The organism is Kaistella jeonii (genome assembly GCF_000812865.1).
GTDB lineage: Bacteria > Bacteroidota > Bacteroidia > Flavobacteriales > Weeksellaceae > Kaistella > Kaistella jeonii.
In genome coordinates this window covers 185,997-205,800 of record NZ_JSYL01000003.1, presented here as the reverse complement: position 1 = coordinate 205,800, position 19,804 = coordinate 185,997, and the positions used below count along the sequence as shown (strand labels likewise).

The 19,804-nt window shown below is 35.3% G+C and carries 11 protein-coding genes; 2 read left to right on the top strand and 9 right to left on the bottom strand.

Annotated features, from left to right (window positions below):
• Positions 1 to 11 precede the first annotated feature (11 nt).
• The 9 genes from OA86_RS07405 to topA all read right to left on the bottom strand — a co-directional run bounded on the left by OA86_RS07405 (position 12) and on the right by topA (position 15,553).
• Positions 12 to 2,501: an exopolysaccharide transport family protein gene (locus OA86_RS07405; RefSeq protein WP_039351136.1), complete on the bottom strand. Its 2,490-nt coding sequence runs from the start codon at positions 2,499 to 2,501 to the stop codon at positions 12 to 14.
• A gap of 1 nt (position 2,502) precedes the next feature.
• The gene (locus OA86_RS07400) at positions 2,503 to 3,354 is read right to left on the bottom strand and encodes a polysaccharide biosynthesis/export family protein (protein WP_039351133.1); all 852 of its coding nucleotides are present in this window, start codon (positions 3,352 to 3,354) and stop codon (positions 2,503 to 2,505) included.
• A 35-nt stretch (positions 3,355 to 3,389) separates the two neighbouring features.
• Positions 3,390 to 4,508, bottom strand: a complete 1,119-nt coding sequence (locus tag OA86_RS07395; RefSeq protein ID WP_039351130.1) for a glycosyltransferase family 4 protein — start codon at positions 4,506 to 4,508, stop codon at positions 3,390 to 3,392.
• Between the two features lie 6 nt (positions 4,509 to 4,514).
• Positions 4,515 to 5,645, bottom strand: coding sequence for an EpsG family protein (locus OA86_RS07390; RefSeq protein WP_039351127.1), 1,131 nt, complete (start codon positions 5,643 to 5,645; stop codon positions 4,515 to 4,517).
• A gap of 15 nt (positions 5,646 to 5,660) precedes the next feature.
• Positions 5,661 to 6,650 (bottom strand): glycosyltransferase family 2 protein, encoded by a 990-nt coding sequence (locus OA86_RS07385; RefSeq protein ID WP_039351125.1) that lies wholly within the window; start codon positions 6,648 to 6,650, stop codon positions 5,661 to 5,663.
• Between the two features lie 12 nt (positions 6,651 to 6,662).
• A complete protein-coding gene (locus OA86_RS07380) occupies positions 6,663 to 8,126 on the bottom strand; it encodes a DUF8728 domain-containing protein (protein ID WP_126340481.1) in 1,464 nt (487 codons plus the stop codon).
• 130 nt (positions 8,127 to 8,256) lie between these two features.
• Complete coding sequence (locus tag OA86_RS07375) at positions 8,257 to 9,333, bottom strand: formimidoylglutamase (RefSeq protein ID WP_039351123.1); 1,077 nt, start codon at positions 9,331 to 9,333, stop codon at positions 8,257 to 8,259.
• Between the two features lie 99 nt (positions 9,334 to 9,432).
• Entirely contained in the window at positions 9,433 to 12,549 is a 3,117-nt protein-coding gene (locus OA86_RS07370; RefSeq protein WP_082017301.1) for a T9SS type A sorting domain-containing protein, read from the bottom strand.
• Positions 12,550 to 12,994: 445 nt separating this feature from the next.
• The gene (gene topA / locus OA86_RS07365) at positions 12,995 to 15,553 is read right to left on the bottom strand and encodes a type I DNA topoisomerase (protein ID WP_039351117.1); all 2,559 of its coding nucleotides are present in this window, start codon (positions 15,551 to 15,553) and stop codon (positions 12,995 to 12,997) included.
• A gap of 125 nt (positions 15,554 to 15,678) precedes the next feature.
• On the opposite strand from topA, the gene OA86_RS07360 reads away from it, so the two are divergent.
• Both OA86_RS07360 and ileS read left to right on the top strand, forming a co-directional pair.
• Entirely contained in the window at positions 15,679 to 16,164 is a 486-nt protein-coding gene (locus OA86_RS07360) for a DUF2062 domain-containing protein (RefSeq protein ID WP_052257436.1), read from the top strand.
• A gap of 88 nt (positions 16,165 to 16,252) precedes the next feature.
• Entirely contained in the window at positions 16,253 to 19,768 is a 3,516-nt protein-coding gene (ileS, locus tag OA86_RS07355; RefSeq protein ID WP_039351114.1) for an isoleucine--tRNA ligase, read from the top strand.
• The last annotated feature ends 36 nt before the right edge of the window (positions 19,769 to 19,804 follow it).

Genomic DNA, 19,804 nt, shown 5'->3' with positions numbered 1-19,804 from the left:
GGGTTTTAATCTTAAGTATTACCAAAAAGTTTTCTTAATTTATTTCTAATTTTAATGAGGGTTGGTTCCCGATAATTTTTATCTTCATCAAAATAACCGTAACCATATCCATAACCATATCCGTAACCATATCCGTATCCTTGCTGAGACTGGTAATCATTATAAACCAGCCCAAGATTCTGTACTTCATGTTTATGATATTTTTCGGTAATCATCTTCAACATATATTTTTCGGTATATTCATGTCTTACCACATAAATACTGGCATCTGCATACTTCATCAATTCAAATGAATCAGCAACCAAACCGACAGGTGGCGAATCGATAATAATAAAATCATAATGATTTTTCAATTCTTCAATAAATTCAATATTACGTTGGCTCATCAAAAGTTCTGAAGGATTCGGCGGAATCGGACCAGAGGTTGCAACGTCAAGATCATCAATGCGGGTTTTATTAATGATTTCTTCCATCTTTACCTCACCGGTAAGATAATTTGAAATTCCGTATTTATTGTCAATTTTAAAATCCCCGAAAATTTTAGGTTTTCTTAAATCCATTCCGAGTAAGATGGTTTTTTTACCACTTAATCCAAGAACTGAAGCAATGTTGATCGACACGTAAGTTTTACCTTCACCACCAACAGAAGAAGTCACGAGGATCACTTTTGATTTATCATTCTCTTTGTGTAAAAACCTCAGATTGGCACGAATTCCCCTGAAAGCTTCAGAAATTGAAGATCGAGGTTGATCCAGAACAGTGAGATTATTTTCATGCGTGTTTTTCCCCACAACACCAAGAAGCGGAATTTTGGTCGCCTGAAGCAATTCTTTAATATTCCGAACTCTATTATCCATAGCTTCCGAAAGACCTAAAATTAAGAGCGGTAAAAGTAATAAACCACCAATAATAGTGTATTTCGTTTTTTTCACATCCGGAGCGATTGGACCTTGCCCAAGATTTTTTGCGTTATCGATAACGGTAATATCTGATTTGTTGGTTGCTACCCGAATCTGTGTTTCATTCTGTTTGGTGAGTAAGCTGTTATAAGTAGCTTCGATCATGTTGTAACCACGCTCTACATCCAGATATCGCCGTTCTTTTTCGGGGTAAGTTACTAAGTCCGCACTTTCCCCTGCGATCTGATGATCAATTTTGGAAAGTTCATTTAAATAGTTGGTATAATAATTTTTGAGTGAACCTGTTGAATTTCCTCTTGCTTCATTAATTAACCTGTTGATTTCGCGCATCGGCTCCGAATTCGGCGTATAAATTAGCGCAAGTTCTCTTCGTTTCAAATATAAAGCCTTTAACTCAGAAACTGTTGCATTGAAAGAGCCATCTTCGATTCCCGCAGCATTCATACTGATCATGCGGTCTAAATTCTGAGAAGCTAACGTGTTTTTTATATTATTTAAAGAATTAATTTTAGTGATGATCACCGCTTTTTTGGTTTCGAGATCTTTAATTCTTTGCAAGGATTTTTCGTCTCGGTCTTTGATGTCATATAAACCTTCTGTAATTTTCATGTGATTAAGAAGAGTCGCGCTAGAATCTAACTTTTTACGGATTTTTGCAAGATTATCAAAGAGGTAATTTTCAGTGTTTTTATCAACGGTATTTCTGTCAATCAATCTCTTTTTTTGTAATTCATCAACCGACGTATTTAGAAAATTCACCGTTCCATTAAGGTTAAAACCACTTTTTGTAATGATCATGATCGTATTAATTTCTTTATCGAAATCAACGCCAATTGTGGATACTAAACTGTTTACGGTTTGATTTACAGTAGAAAGTGAGAAAATAATATTATCAAATTTGATTTGGCTTGGTTGCGGATTTTTTACCAACTTAAATTTAAGATTAGGCGAAACATACCATTCATTAACAGAAATTACTTTATTTGCTGGTCTGGCGTAATGGGAGACATTGCTGAAATTTTCTGTAACAAAAGAATAGAGCGATGTCGTTTCACCCTCGTCTGGCAGAACAACTTCATAGCGATCACCACCTCGCGGAATAAGCGTTATGGAATAATTAACCTGCTGCAGATGAGATCTATCAATTTCTAAAAAAATAGGAGAATCGTATTTATCCAGGTATGTTTGCTTAATGAGACCTTTGGTTGTGTAATTAACATACAGATCGAGCTGTTTCACCAAATATTCATTGTGTGAACGCGACAAGAGCATTTTTTTTAGATAAATTCCATCTTGATTGCCATTTTGACCCCAAATGAAATTAATCGACTGATTTGGTGTGAAATAACTCGCTGTATTATTAGAAATACTCAGCGATAAGTTGGAAGCGTAAATTCGCTGTGCGTAGTATTTACTATAAACCCAAGAAATGCCGTATCCCAACATTGCCATCAAGACGAACCAATACCAGTTTTTTACGACTCTTCTTAAAAAGTGTTCGAAATCGAAAAGCGCAAATGCACCTTCCTTTTCAGTTTGGGTGCTGCCTGATCTTTCTAAATTTTCTTTTCCCGGAATCATCTTAGAGTCTTGTTAAAATTAAGTAAATTGAGATGGCGGTAGTAATTACCGAAACTCCGGTTGTTAGAGTCTGTATCGGATCTTTCCCTAATCCATTTAAGTTTTTGGATCGTGTATTCAGAAAAATTTCGTCGCCATTTTGCACCCAGTAATAAGGAGAGTTCATCACATCTTCGCGGGTAAGATCAATTTTTGCGATTTTTATTCCTTCTGGTAATTTTCTGTGAATGACGACATTGGTACGATCTACTGTTCTGTTTAATCCGCCGTTACTTGCAATTGCTTCTGTGATCGTCAAGGTATTCTTATGTGCTTTCTTTTCACCGCTTATCTCTACGGTTTCTACATCTCCTAAAATATAATACGTGATCCCATCGGTATTAAGGCGAACTTCAGATTTTCCTTCAACAAAATTTTCATTAACCCGGGTCTGAATTTCCTGTGTGATATCTTCAATGGTTCTTCCTTCTGCCTTTACAAAACCAATTCCCATGATATTGACGTCGCCTTTAGAATCGACTTTTAATCCACTAAAATAAAAATTAGAGTTTCCGCTTTGCGAGCCAGCTCCACCTGTTGATGCGCCACCCGCCATAGTATTTGCACCAACTGAGGAAGAAGCATTGAGTGCGGAATAAAATTGCGCCGCATCACCTTTTGGAGTTGTAACAATATTGAGATTCAACATATCATTTTTGGTCACCCGATAGGTTGGGATATTGTAAGGAACCAAACCCTCTTCGTTGATCACAAGATTTTCATTGGGTTGCATATATCTTACATCTTTGGTAGTGGTGCAAGAGTAGAGCAAAAATGGTAAAATAAAAAGAAGTAGTGGTTTATAAATTTTCATCAGTTATAGGGTGTAGTTTGCAAAAATAATAATAATTAATTAGTTGTTTTTCTAGTTGCCAAAATAAATCGAGGAATATAAGCGCCGATAAATCCTAAAACCATAATGATAAATAGCAAAAGATTCACATTGAGATGTCTAAAGTAATAGGCAACCGTAACAATGAAAAGATAATATAAAATAATATAAAAGGTAGAACGTCTGTGAGTTAAGCCCAAATTCAATAATGAATGATGAATATGATTTTTATCTGCAACAAACGGAGATTTACCCGTGGAAAGCCTTATAATAAATACATGAAGCGTATCAACAAGTGGAAGTATAAGAATTGCCATTGCGATTGCGGGAGCCGACTGTAGATAATATCTTGGAACCTCCGGAAGTTTTTTATCAATGAAAATATCAATAAAACAAATGGCCGTAAATGCTAGCAGAAAACCCAGAATCATGGATCCTGTATCGCCCATAAAAATTTTATTTGCGCGGTAATTCGATAGATTATAATATAAAAACCCAACAACAGAGCCAATAATTACTCCAGAAAGGATAACTAAAGGATAGTTATACGGCCCAAGTCGAAAGTAGCTGATGCCAAATAAAGCACTGCAGATAATTGAATATCCTCCTGCTAAACCATCAATCCCATCAATTAAATTAAAAGCATTAATTAAAACAATAAAGGTAAAAATACTAATGACAACACTAAAAAAATAAGAAAGTTCATAGATAGCGAAGAGACCAAAGAAATTCCTGATGCGCACATCGGAACCGATCACCATCAAAGCGGTGACAATAATTTGGGCAAACAATTTTTTGTAAGCACGCATCACCACGATATCATCCATCACGCCGATATAAAGCAAAATAACTAAAGAAGCGAACAAAAATTTATAGAGATCGAACAATTCAAAAGCGAAAATAGAAGCACAAACAGACAACGAATAAAATATTGCGATACCCCCTAAATTAGGTATTTTTCGAAGGTGCGAACTTCGGGAACCAGGTTCATCCATCAAGTTTTTCCGTCGCGAAATTTTCACAATGGTTGGAATGGATAAAAAAGTCAGTAAAAAGGAACACAGCATACCTAATCCCAATTTCAGATAAAACTGCGGGATTCCTATACCGGTAATAATCTCTTTTATTTCATTCATTTGTTGCTACCAAAGTGCATTATTATATCTCTCGGAGGTAAAACTGCCACGGTGACCATTGCCGCTACCAAAGTAAAAAAACATGGCGATAAAATAAGTCATAAAACCAAGATAGAGAATCTGCCGTGTTCGATCCTTCACTGCATATACTAAATTGCTCATACAGAACATGGTTACAAAAAACATATAAGCTCCCGGAAGCCGAACTGCAAAAATCTCATTCGACCGAAAGATATAAAATAAAGCCAAGCCGAAAACCGAGAGATTTCTCATGTATTCATACCACCAAACCTCTTCGCAGCCTTTCTTATCATATTTAATTAAAATGACGATGAAAAATAATTTCACAATATCATTCAACCCTGTTTCAACCTGTGTCCCATAATATCGATCATCTAAATAACCTGTATATGCTCCGGAAACATCTTCGGGAGAAATCGTGCTAAAAAAGCTGCCTCCTAAACGATACAACTCGAACGGAGAAGTCAATAATGCAACCACCAAAATCCAAAAAATTCTTTTACTGTTTAGAGGAATTTTCACAATCCAATAAGCAGGTAAGAATACGATTGCCGTTTTATGAAAGCCCAACGCAATGTAGATACACAGCAAAAACATAAATAAGTTACGCTCCTTAATAAATTTAAAAGACGCAACACAAACCGCAATTCCCAAACCTTGCCGCATCTGTCCCGAATCTTCAAAAAACATAATTGGCATGAAGTAGAACAGTAATGCCAATGTAGGATAGGCAACATTTTTGTAGATCGTCGTAAATTTCAAAGATACAGTAATGAGAGCCATTATAAATGTCACAATGTAAAATGGAAATCCGAAATCAAAAATAATTTTATTTATAAGCACAAAAATCCATTCGATTTCTTCGGTATTTGGGCGGAATAGTGCTTTATCAACAACATCGCCATAACTTGTATAAATTGCAAAACCAGAGAAAAGCATTTTATATACAGGATAATCTGCACCTGCATTGACGCGGAAACCTACTGCAATGATCACCAATATCGCCGCAACCCACACAAATATGCTTTGTTTTTTTTCTAATTTGAAAATTTCCCAATAACTCGCAACCGCAAGAAAGAGAAAAATCAAAATAAAAATTGGGTGGAGAATCGGCATCGGCAGAATTGTGTTTTAAACTAATTTTCGCAACAGTTTCTCCTGCTTGCAAAAGTACAGTAGATAATAAATTTTTTTTCGTAGCGGCAAAGATAATAGATAATTCTTTCCGAAGCGCTGATAAGAAAAGATTTCTAAGGTTGAAATATTATTTTTCTTAACGAATTTTTTTAACTCTTCCGACATTTTAAAGTAAAGTTCATCCTCTTTTACAAAGGCAAGATAGGCGAGAAAAGTATAAACCCCTTCTAAAATCTGAAAATTTTCCCATTCCGAAATTTTATTGCAATAAACAGAGCTTCTAAACGCAACTTCCACATCTTCAACTGCTTTTAAAATATCAAGACCTTTTTCAGTATGTGTTTTGCTGATAGAATCGCTGCGTTCCAAATATTGATAATGATATGCTTGCGTTTGAGCAATAGTCTTACTTTCTAAAACAAGTTGAGGAATTAACTGAATATCTTCAAAATGAATCCCCTTTTTAAATCTTTTATTTTGAAATAATTCTTTTTTGAAAATCTTATTGCAAGCGAAATAACTGATATCCGCGAAGAGAGAGAAATTTTCTTCTAAATTAATTTTCTCAGGCATATTCTGAATTTGAGTCAGTTTTTGAGTGACCTTTCCGTTTTCATCTACTTTTTGCAAATTGCAGATCACCATTTCTGCAGAATGTTTTTGGGCTAGATCATACATTTCTTCGAACATATTTTCAGAAACCTCATCATCACTATCAACAAAGCCAATAAATTCGCTATTTGTATGTTCTAAACCAAAATTTCGGGCATCACTTAAACCTCCATTTTCTTTATTAAAAGATTTTATTTTTAAAGAAAATTTTTCCTGAAACTCTTCGATTATTTTCCCAGATCCGTCTGTACTTCCGTCGTTAATTACTAAAATTTCAATTTCCAGCAAAGTTTGATTCACCAGAGAATTTAAACATTTTCTGAGGTATTTTTCAACATTATAAACTGGAACGATTATCGAAACTTTATTCATCATAAAAATTATTTATTTCACCATTTTATAAAGAAAATAATCTTTTCCGATCGGTCTTATTTTATAAATCCATTTTAGAATTGAAGGCGCATTATCGTGAATCTTTGCAATAGGATAAACTTTCACCAATTTATAATCGGCATCGAATTCAGCCGTATCTTCAGGTTTAATGGCGTATCGACTGTTTGGTTCGCCAGGTTTTTTGGCAATAGTTAAAATATAATTTGGTTTGAATCTTTTCACCGAATTGATCCACCAAAAATTTTCATCTTTCAGCATTTCATCATTAATCCTTTTATCCACCAAACCGACCTCATCATAAGTGTAAAGATTCGTGTAAAAGGGAATAATTCCAGCAGGTTCCAAAAGGATCGATTCCTTCATATTCACATTATCATCTTTAATATCAGCTGCAATCTGCATTCTTTGACGCTCTTCCATATAACCAATCGTGTAGGATTGAAGAAGCTGAAAACTGTATAAACAAAAAGTGATAAAAAAAGTAACTGGAATTAAAATTTTCTTTTTTAAAGGTAAAAAATGAAGAAGGTAATATAAAATCACCACAAACATAAAAACTCGCGGAAGCCAATAATACCAATCGAAATAGGCTTTAAAATAAGAAAAAATCGTGATTTTTAATAATGCAAAAACAATCACCGCAATTAAAATAACTTTTGTTTGAAATAGAATTCGTGATTGATCTTTAATGATTTTAAAAACACAATAACCCAGCAAAATTAGAAATGCGATAAATGCGAGAAAGGTGTATATAGAATATTTTTTGATCAAACCACCATAATAAGCCCATTGATAAAGGAAATAGGTAAAACTGTTATTTTGGATGAGGTTTTTATAAGCTACTTTTTTAGCGGTAATGGTGTGATTTACCAATTCTCCAAAGTATAAATAATTAAAATAAACCACACTTACAAGTCCCAGAATTCCACCTAAAATAAAGAGGTAATTGATTTTCTTTCTGATGATTAAATCTGCCAAAAAAAATACTCCGAGAAAAATTACTGTATCAATTCTCGTCCAAAGCAGTAAAATTGGAAAGAGCAAATAAGCCCATTTTTTACTTTTGAAAATACCGAAATAAATAAGTGCATTGTAGAGGAAAAATAAAATTCCGTATTCCATTCCCAAACCTGAAGCGGTGAGTGCAGGAGGAAGCATATTTAGAAAAACCACGAAAAATCCACGTTTTAAAATATCATCTGGAAAAAGAATTTTTGCAAGCCACAATGAACCAATTGCAAAAAGAATTCCGCTGAAAATGAGCAGTGGGAAAATAAAATATTCCCCGAAAATGAGCTGAAAAAAAGCAGTAATTAAAACGTACAAATGAGTCGTAGAAGCAGAAATTCTCTCTTCACCATTGAAACCCATGACGCCATAATTGATCAGATTTCTGGCAACACGCCATGTTATAAAAGAATCTTCCTGTATGTTTCTGGTTAATAACAGCGGCAATTTTATGATAGCCGTAATAATTATCAGCAAAAAAGAATTATTGAAAATTTTAAATAAAGCTCTTTTCATGCAGGTGTTTATGGCGTAAAAATAAGTATTTTAATTCAGTGACCTAATTTGAAGAAAAAATTTAGTTTTTTAGCAACCGAGCATTTAGAAAACCTCGTTTAGCCTCTTCATATTCAAATCTGGAACACGGAATCAAATTCGCCACCTTTTCATCTTCGCCAAAGTACCATAAATTAGTAAAAGTATCTCTTTTAAAAGCAAATTGACCGTCATCGATCAAGACCCAAAAAGTTTCATACGACCTTTCCACAGGATGTGATTTTTGAATGTTGATACCTTCAATCAAATGCCAAATGATCTGCGCTAAAAGTTGGTGATTCAAAAACTCTTCAGAATTTGCATTAAAGTTAAAGATCCCAACAGATTTCAGGTTTTCACTTAAACCTATTTCTTTCATGTATGCGCAAATTTCCCGATTGTTTAAACCATTTACCTGCGGATTTACGGAGAAACCATCACCTCGACTTTCTATTGCATCACAATTCAAAGTGACAAGATCTGCTCGTCGGAAAAAAGGCTCAGTTCGTTCAGTAGAATTCATCATTTCTGCTAATCGAATGACGTCGAACTCTACTTCCTTCATCAATTTTACCGAATCAACTTCGTTCAGATGTTTTTGATAACCCAAATGATGATAATTTTTGAGGCTGAATTCTTTAGAACTAAAAATTTTGGAAAGGAAATTCTTTTCGTTGATTTCTTCGCTGTCATTCAACAAAGAAATAATATTTGAAACTTGAGTGTAATTGATATTTTTCTGATGAAAATTTAAAGCAGAAAACAAGGAAAAAGCCAGATCATTACTTCCGCCAACAATGACAGGAATCGAGTTTTTGTAATGACACATCGATAAGACTTCCTGCAAAATATAATGCGTATCCTGATGAGATTTTCCTGAAATTAAATCTCCTAGATCACAGATTGGTAAATCAAAATCGAGTTTCGAAAGTTGATACAATTCTTTTCGAACTTTTTTATGATCAAGAATTTCGGCATTGCCATTTTTCAAACCGCGATAATCTGAACAAAAAACCAGCACGATTCCGTTTTCCGGGATTTCATTAGAAATGATATTTCCAAGTTGCCATTTTTCGGTTTTAATTGCTCTGGGCGGAAGGAGAATGTCTTCGATATTCATTGATAATTATTGTTCTGTTAAAGGGAAACGATATTTAACAAAAGTAACAAAAAAAGCACAACCAAAACGATTGTGCTTTCTCTTCACTGAAAAAACAACTTATTGTTTGATCAATTTTTTGGTCACTGATGAACCGTCTTTCATTTTAATTTTTAACAGGTAAATTCCGTTTAGAATCTGAGTAGCATTTACTCTCGAATTCTGTACATTTCCTTTCAGAACCAGTTTTCCACTGAAATCATATATTTCATAATTGATCGCATTAGGATTACTTATCGAAAATTCATCTCTAAAAGGATTTGGATAAATTTTTAATTCATTATTTTCCGGTTGAGCAACCAGCTTTTCTGCATTCGGCTGAACTAAAACGGGCGGCTTATTTTTAGAAACTGGAGTTCCTAAAAGTCGATTTTCGTCTTTCGCGCAACGTACGCTCATTCCCGCCTGCGGATAAACTCCGGTACCGGTTTGCATTTTATTTCCCTGAAATTGTAGCGCTAATGCAAAACCTGTATGGTAATCTGCTAAAGAAGCAGTCCAAACGCCAGATCTCACCGCCTCACTATCTCTTCCACCCAATTCTCCTCGAATCCCATCTCGTGGAAAAGTTCCGATATTAAAGTTGGCGCCTTCAAATTTCCAGCCTTTACTTCCACTTGATATTACTGTTCCTCCGTAGAAAGAGGCCACATCATGCCACTGATCCTGAATGACACCAGATTTTCCGTATGCATCATTTTGATATCCATTATACCACGGCGAACTACCTTTAGATCCTGTATAAAGATTGGTGAAAGAAACGTCAGGAACTCTCCAACCTTCCGGACATGGATCAAATGCCGATTTTTTATCGGCGTGTCCCCATCGGTCATCAGCTTCTCCTCTTTTTTCAGAAACCCAGTCTTTTATTTGGGTTAAATCGTTTGCGTAATGATTTCCACCATCATATAAAGAACCAGTACTGTTCTGGTACAAAAAGCGAAGTGGGTTATTGATGGAATAAATAATATTTTCCTGAACTTTCTTATGTGACAACTCATTCGTTGATCCATACATTTCGTAAGGATCTGTGAATTGGTAAAGGTATTGCTCGTCTGTGATCTCAATATTATCAAGACCTTTCATAAATATTGGCCCATTTGGCATACTAGGTTGATCATCATTATAAACGTAAATATATTCGAAATTTTTATTTACAAAATTAGGGATCGGATCTTTTCTACCCCATTGATAATGAAGACCACTTGCAAAACTGGACTCCAATGAGCTGCTTTGTGCACCCAGATTACGATCCATAAAAACAGTTTGCAACGCGGGCAACTTGCTGTTGGAAGCATTTACAAAATTATAAGAAACAGGAAGTGGTGTTTCAGTCGTGTAAGATATTGCGTTGGTTGTCGGGTCATCTTCTGGAGCCCAAATATGCCAACTCCAAAGTGCAGGACTGCTTAAATCACCATCATGAAGAGAAATTACCGCATTGCCTTTTTGAGCAGGATTTAATTCTACATCTATAAAAGATAATCTACCATCTTTAGGATGCGCATTAAGAGTAATTGAAGTAACTAATCCGCGATTTGAAGTCCACAAAAGTTTCACCATTAAATTTTCATAAGGCAACATCTCCTGATCAGAAAGCAATTGATTATATACAGAGAATGCTTTGCTAACAGGAATCTGCAGATGGCTTTGGTTTACTACGATATAAGAATTTGGATTTTCTAATCCTTCTACGAAATTTTCTTTCTCGCTCGTGAAATATTGGGTTGCAAAATCTCCTATTTTTAATAGATTAGGATCTCTCATACATTTTACTGCATTACCAGATCTAGTCGGATTGGTTTGATTATTATAAATCGCATGAAGGCCAACCGTTGTATTGGTTCGAAAAGGATCAGAGATCATAGAAAATAATCGTGCACCATCATAAGCGAAAGTCGCACTCCAAAGACCACCATTGGCAGAATTATCTTGAAATGTTACACCAACTGGAGCAGTAGGTGCTGCCGAATTTGGATAATAAACATATCCCCCAGAAATTGGCATCATACCAAGATTTCTTCCGCCACCTTGTGCATTTGTAAAATCCATTCCTAAACCAGGATAAACTTTAATACCATTTAAACTCGGATTCACAGAAGTTGGGAAAAGCTGTCTGTTTGCAACCACGATATCATCATTATTCCAGTCGTTCTTACCAAAAAAAGCTAAGTTATTATTTTGGGTCTCTCTGCCTTTGTAAGAAGGAATTCGCCATCCGTTTGGACAAGGATCCAGTTCTGATTTTAATTCATAAGAACGGCTTTCGTTTTTCAAAGTGGTACTTGAGCTGTTTGCATTACTATTCCCTCCTTTTGCATTATCTGACCATAAATCCCAGGTAATGTAATTCGGACTTGCTCCTGCAACTTTATACCTACTGCTTGAAAACCAGTTTCCACCGGAATCGGTATTAATAATATAAGTAATAGGATTTTTAACTGAATATTGAATATTTTTTTCAATTTCATTAAAAGGTCTTATCTCAACAGGAATTGTGTTTATGGGATCTATCTGTTTATGTTTGAGCACACCCACTTCACCAGAAATTTCGTAGAAGTTAGAATCTTTGTAAACAAGTGGTGGAAAAGGATCTTTTCTCCCCCATTCGTACATTAAACCACCTGATTTTTGCCATTGATCATCTAGAAAACTGTTGCTTGTAGCACCTAGATTTCGATCCATGTATTGAATATTGATGAGATTCAGGTCGATATCTGCTTCCATACCATAATTGTAGAAAACTCCATTTTCAGGATTATCGGTTACCCAAATATGCCAACTCCAGTAAATTGTTCCATCAACTTTGAAAGCTACCACTGCATTTCCCTTTCCTCTTCCTTTATTTATTTCTACTAAAATTTTTGAACTGGCTGGATCTGTCCCGTTTTCAATACTTACATTTTCAACGAGACCGGGAACATCTTCCCAGTAAATTGATGCAGACTGAACTCCAGCAGGAATCGGATTGGCAACACCATTCGATTTCAAATACTCGTATTTTGACCACATTTCGTAGGCCTTTTTTACGGGGATTTTAATCCCACCATAATTGTTGGAATTTGCAAGCCCGATATCGTAGATATAACTATTGGGAGCTTTGGCTTCAATTGGAGCCTGAGAATAGAAAAAATTAGCTAAAAAACATAAAACTAACAGTTGATACTTAATCATCATTAAAAAAAATTATATAAATTATTATTAAATTCTTTTTAACATCTTTTGTGTGTGTGTGTTCTAAATCAAGTGTGTTGTGTGTGTTTTTTTCCTTTTTTGTGTGAGTTCAAATGTAAAAAGATATTTTACATAAAACACCTTTTTTTAAAAAAATTTACTGTTTAAATTTAATTATCCGTTACAATTTCTACCATTTCTATCGTAAAGTTTAGTAAAACAGCATTATGTGTCCGAATTACATTTTCAAAAACTATGTATAAAATAAGTATAAATTTTTCTGTTTAATTAATTACCCTCACAAACCTAATTTTTAAGTTGAAATGATCGCAAAAAATACAATTTTACATTGCCAGAAAACCTGGAAAAATTCTTGAAATCAATTTTAAAAAAAATCTTCAAATGACAAAGCATTTGAAGATTCAAAATTTTAGAAGTAATTACTATTCTATTTCTTTTTAGCAACTGCTTTTTTTACCGGTACTTTTTTAGCAGCAGGTTTCTTTGCAGCAGCTTTTTTTGGTTTTTCTTTAAAGGCATTCTTATCTTGCGCCGTAATCCATTTTTTTACCTCATCCAAAGAAACATCTGCCAATTCTTCCGGCGTATATTTTTCCTCTTTCAGATTTTTTGGAATTTTAAAAATATTCTTTCCATGTTTTACAATCGGACCCCATCTTGCGTTTTCAATAGAAATTTTTTCAGTTTCCCAATGCTGGATATAGCGATTCGCCTCTTTTTCTAACTTCGCTTCGATCAATTCATTAATGTCGTTTTGGGAAAGATTTTCAAAATCATATCGTTTTGGAACATTGATAAAAATAGACTGATATTTAATAAACGGCCCAAATCTCCCAGTTCCTTTTGTTACAGGTTCGCCTTTAAAACTAGCAATTGGTGCGTCTGCAACTTTCTTTTCCTTGATGATTTCTTCGGCTCTTTCCTGGGTAATAGAAAGTGGATCTTCACCTCTCGGAATACTGATGAAAGCTTCTCCCCATTTCACATAAGGCCCAAACCTTCCAACTCCGATCGTTACCGTCTGATCTTCAAAATTCTTTAAATCAAAAGGAATTTTAAACAATTCCAAAGCTTCTTCTAAAGTAATGGTTGCAATATTTTGGGAAGCCATTAAACTGGCGAAGATTGGTTTTTCTTCATCATCCTGTTCTCCGATCTGAACCATCGGTCCAAATCTTCCGATTCTTACCAAAATATTTTTACCACTTTTCGGATCAACTCCTAAAATTCTCTCTCCATTTGCACGGTCCGCATTTTCTTCTACATCAGCAATCCTTGGGTGGAAATCTTTATAAAATCCCTGCAAAACTTCTTTCCATTTTTCCTCACCGTTTGCGATGTGGTCAAAATCCTGCTCTACTTTTGCTGTAAATCCATAATCCAGGATCTCAGCGAAATTTTGCGTTAAGAAATCATTTACAACTTCACCAATATCGGTCGGAACAAATTTATTTTTATCGCCGCCGAACTTATCAATGAGAATTTCTTTTTTAATTTCGCTTTTTCCAAGCGTCATCTTCATGATCTCTCTTTCCTGCGGAATAATTTCTTTCTTATCAACATACTCGCGATTCTGAATCGTTTGAATAGTTGGTGCATAAGTTGAAGGTCTTCCAATACCGAGCTCTTCCAGTTTTTTTACCAAACCAGCTTCTGTATATCTTGCAGATGGTCGCGTGAATTTCTGGGTTGCTTCTATTTTTTTGTAGTCTAAATTTTCTCCAACAGAAACTTTCGGCAATAATTTTTCGTCGTTTTCTTCATCGTCATCTTCTGCTTTTACAATTCCATAAACCTTTAAGAAACCATCAAAAACTATAACTTCACCTTGCGCTTCAAAATGTTGTGGAAGTTTTGCGCTACCAATTTCGATAACGGTCTTTTCAATTTTAGCATTCGTCATTTGAGAAGCTAAGGTTCTTTTATAAATTAATTGATATAATTTATTCAGTTGCTCATCACCAATTCTTTTTACAGAAAAATCTGTGGGACGGATCGCTTCGTGAGCTTCCTGCGCAGATGCAGATTTAGTCTTATAATTTCGTGGATTAGAATAATCTTCTCCAAATTCTGAAATGATCTGTTCTTTTGCACCATTAATTGCATCTTGAGAAAGATTCACGGAGTCGGTTCTCATATAAGTAATGAAACCTTCTTCATATAAGCGTTGCGCAACTCTCATCGTTCCGGTTACGCCGTAACCCAATCTATTACTCGCTTCCTGCTGTAAAGTTGAAGTTGTAAACGGTGCCGAAGCAGTTCTCGTTCCAGGTTTTGTTTCTACATTTAAAACTTTGAATTCGGTATCTTTGGAAAGTTTCAAAAACTCTTCAGCTTCCGATTCTTTTACAAAATCTTTTTTGAGTTTTGCTGCGATTTCCTGATCACCATTATTTAAGAAAATACCTTCTACTTTATAAGAAGATTTTGGCTGAAAACCTCTGATTTCTAATTCTCTTTCTACGACCAATCGCACTGCCACAGATTGAACTCTACCTGCAGAAAGACCTGTTTTTACTTTTTTCCAGAGAACGGGCGACATTTCGAAACCTACAATTCTATCAAGAATTCTTCTTGCCTGTTGCGCATTTACCAGATTTTGATCAATCTTCCTTGGATTTTCAATTGCTTTTAAAATCGCAGTTTTGGTGATCTCGTGGAAAACAATTCGTTTGGTATTGTCATCGGTCAATTTTAATTCCTGGGATAAATGCCAAGCAATTGCTTCACCTTCGCGATCCTCATCAGAGGCCAACCAGATCATATCTGCTTTTTTTACTGCAGCTTTTAAATCGGCTACAAGTTTCTTTTTATCGGCAGAAACTTCATAATCTGGAGTGAACGTTTCCAAATCGATTCCCATTCCTTTTTTGGGCAAATCGCGGATATGTCCGAAACTGGATTTCACTTCGAAATCCTTTCCCAAATACTTCTGAATAGTTTTTGCTTTTGCAGGCGATTCTACGATCACTAAATTTTTTGACATCCTCGAAATTTTTGCAAAAGTAGAAGTTTTTTTTTAATAGTGGCTTTTTTCTGAATTTTACACTTTAATCTGTTACAACTTTTAAAATCTGAAAACTCTTACCTTTGACAAAAAGAAGGATCTTCTTGAAAAATTTTATTAAAAATACCGTCCAAAGTCAGAAAGTATTCTACCGTTATTTTCGCAAAAAAGGTTTCAAAAGATTCCTGAAAGAAAATATTTTGGAAAGTGAAGGCAGCAATGAGGTAAAAGCGAAATCCGTTGCATTGGGAGTTTTTATAGGATTAACTCCACTTTGGGGATTTCATATGGTGATTGTTCTATTCTTAGCCTCGTTTTTTAAACTCAATAAAGTTTTGTCTTATATGAGTACTCATGTGAGTTTTCCACTTTTTATTCCGTTCATTATTTTTCTATCGATGATCGTTGGAGCACCTTTTGTAGGCGAAACCAATAGTTTTGAATATCAGAATATAGATTTTGAATTTGCAAAATCTCATCTTTTACAATACGTGGTTGGAAGTTTTATTTTGGCAATTGTTTCCAGTTTCATCCTTGGGTTTTCTACCTATTTTATTCTGCAGACATTTAAACGGAAACGCGAAGAATAACCTTCATTTCAATTCAAAAAATTTCCCGAAAATTCCTTATATTCGCAAACTTAATTAAATAGGGTAATTCCTGTTAAACTGATTGAAAATGAAGAAGTTTACCGAATATAAAAATCTCGACTTAGCGGCGGTTGCCGAAAATATCACGCAGTTTTGGAATCAAAACGAAACTTTTAAAAAATCTGTAGAAATTCGTAACGGACAACCCGAATATGTATTCTATGAAGGTCCGCCTTCTGCGAACGGAATGCCCGGAATTCACCACGTCATGGCGAGAGCTTTGAAAGATATTTTTTGTCGCTACCAAACACAGCAAGGAAAACAGGTTTTCAGAAAAGCAGGTTGGGACACGCACGGATTACCAATAGAATTGGGAGTTGAGAAAGAATTAGGAATTACAAAAGAAGATATCGGTAAGAAAATTTCTGTTGAAGATTACAACCAAGCTTGTCGTAATGCCGTAATGCGTTACACTGATGTTTGGAATGATCTGACAGAAAAAATTGGTTATTGGGTAGATCTGGAAGATCCGTATATTACGTACGAACCGAAATATATGGAAACGGTTTGGTGGCTTTTGAAACAATTGTACACCAAAGATTTATTGTACAAAGGGTACACAATTCAACCGTATTCGCCTGCAGCAGGAACTGGTTTGTCTTCTCACGAATTGAATCAGCCCGGAACTTATCGTGATGTTTCTGACACGACAGTTGTTGCGCAGTTTAAATTAAAACAAGCTCCTGAAAATGCGAGTGAGACCCGGAAAAAATTATCAGCGATCGCTTATCCTGTTTCCAAAATTGACAGTTCTGAAATTGCAGAAAATACTTGTGGCGGCGCATTGCATTGGGAAGAATTTGACACTAAGCAATCTCAAGCTGATGTTTATTTCCTAGCCTGGACGACAACACCCTGGACTTTGCCCTCAAATACGGCTTTAGCAGTTGGAAGAGATATCGAATATGTTTTGGTGAAAACTTTTAACAAATATACATTCGAACCGATCAATGTTATTTTGGCAAAAGTTCTTCTGGAGAGAAATTTCGGTAAAAAGTATTTTCTAGGAACTGAGGAAGATTTTGGAAATTATAAAGCCGACGAAAAAAATATTCCTTATCAAATTTTATATGAATTTACAGGCGCAGATCTAGCCGGAACCGAATACGAACAATTAATTCCTTGGTTTTTGCCTGCTGAAAATGCAGAAAAAGCATTTCGTGTGATCATCGGAGATTTTGTTACCACAGAAGACGGAACAGGAATCGTGCATATCGCGCCGACTTTTGGTGCAGATGATGCGCGTGTTGGAAAAGAAAATGGAATTCCGCCCATGTTGATCAGAGACGAAAACGAAAACCTCGTTCCTTTGGTTGATTTGCAGGGAAAATTTTTGAAAGGAGAAAATGTACCGGAACTTTTTGCCGGAAAATATATTAAAAACGAATATTACGACGAAGGAACTGCACCTGAGAAATCTTGGGATGTCGATTTGGCGATTCTTTTAAAAACAGAAAATAAAGCCTTTAAAGTAGAGAAATATGTTCACAGTTACCCGCATTGTTGGAGAACCGATAAACCAGTTTTATATTATCCATTGGATTCGTGGTTTGTGAAAATGACTGCGGTAAAAGATCGTTTGGTAGAATTGAACGAAACCATCAACTGGAAACCAAAATCCACAGGTGAAGGTCGATTTGCAAACTGGCTCGTTAACGTAAACGACTGGAATCTTTCCCGCTCCAGATATTGGGGAATTCCTTTGCCAATTTGGCGTACAGAAGATTTAAAAGAAGAAATAATCATTGGTTCTGTAGAAGAATTGATGAACGAAATTCAGAAATCGATGGATGCAGGTTTTATGACCGAAAATCCTTTCGCTGAATTTGAATCCGGAAATATGTCGAAAGAAAATTATGCGAAAATAGATTTGCATAAAAATATTGTGGATGAAATTATTTTGGTTTCCGCTTCAGGAAAACCGATGAACAGAGAATCAGATCTGATCGATGTTTGGTTTGATTCGGGTTCGATGCCTTATGCGCAACTCCATTATCCATTCGAAAACAAGGAAATGATCGACGAAAGAAAAGCGTTCCCGGCAGATTTTATTGCGGAAGGTGTTGATCAAACTCGAGGTTGGTTTTACACGCTTCATGCGATTGGAACTGCAGTTTTCGATTCTGTGGCTTACAAAAATGTAATGTCGAACGGTTTAGTTTTGGATAAAAACGGCCAGAAAATGTCCAAACGTCTAGGAAACGCAGTTGATCCTTTCACGACTTTAGATAAATATGGTCCCGATGCGACGCGTTGGTATATGATCTCCAACGCAAATCCGTGGGAGAATTTAAAATTTGACTTAGAAGGAATTGATGAAGTACGCCGGAAATTCTTCGGAACGCTTTATAACACGTATTCTTTCTTCGTGCTTTATGCTAATGTTGATGGATTTAATTATTCAGAAAAAGATATCGAAAACCGGCCGGAAATTGACCGTTGGGTTTTATCTGAACTGAATTTATTAGTGAAAGAAGTGACCGAATTTTATAACGATTACGAACCTACGAAAGTTGCAAGAGCCATTAATAACTTCGTAAATGACAATTTAAGCAACTGGTATGTAAGACTTTGCAGACGAAGATTCTGGAAAGGCGATTACTCAGATGACAAGATTTCTGCTTACCAAACTTTATATACGTGTTTAGAAACGATTGCAAAAATTGCAGCTCCGATCGCGCCATTCTTTATGGATCAATTATATCAGGATCTGAATAAAATTACAGGTAAAAATACCGCAGAATCTGTTCACTTGACGGATTTCCCGAAAGCAGACGAAAGTTTGATCGATCAGGATCTAGTAGAAAAAACGCATTTGGCGCAACAAATCACTTCAATGGTATTTTCTTTGAGAAAAAAGGAAAATATCCGGGTGCGTCAACCTTTGCAAAAAGTGATGATTCCAGTGATGGATTCGAAAACTCAAAATCAAATATTAGCAGTTTCTGACTTGATCAAACAGGAAGTTAATGTAAAGGAACTTCAGTTGATTAATGCAGACGAAGCTTCTCACCTCATCGTGAAACAGATCAAACCGAACTTTAAAACTTTAGGAGTTCGACTTGGAAAAGATATGAAAATGGTTGCAGGTGAAATCATCAATTTTACCGCGGAACAGATCTCCACTTTAGAAAAAGAAGGAAAAATGCAACTTCAGGGTCATGAAATTTCTTTGGAAGATGTTGAAATTTTCACGAAAGATATTCCAGGCTGGACGGTTGCAAATGAAGGAAAAATGACTGTGGCACTCGATTTGACATTGACCGACGAATTAAAAGCAGAAGGAATTGCGAGAGAATTTATCAATAGAATTCAGAATTTAAGAAAGGATAAAGATTTTGAGCTAACTGACAGAATTTCAATTCAATTGGAAGAAAATTCACCCTTCGAAAAAGAAATTCTGAACAACAGTACATATATTTCAGAAGAAGTATTGTCGAATCAAATAGAAATTGTAATTTCACTTTCGAATTTTGAGGAAATCGAAATCGAAGAGAAAAAATTCAAAGTATACATTAATAAATTAGCAACATCTGGAAATTAGACCTATTCATAATTTCTTTTTAACAGATTATAACTA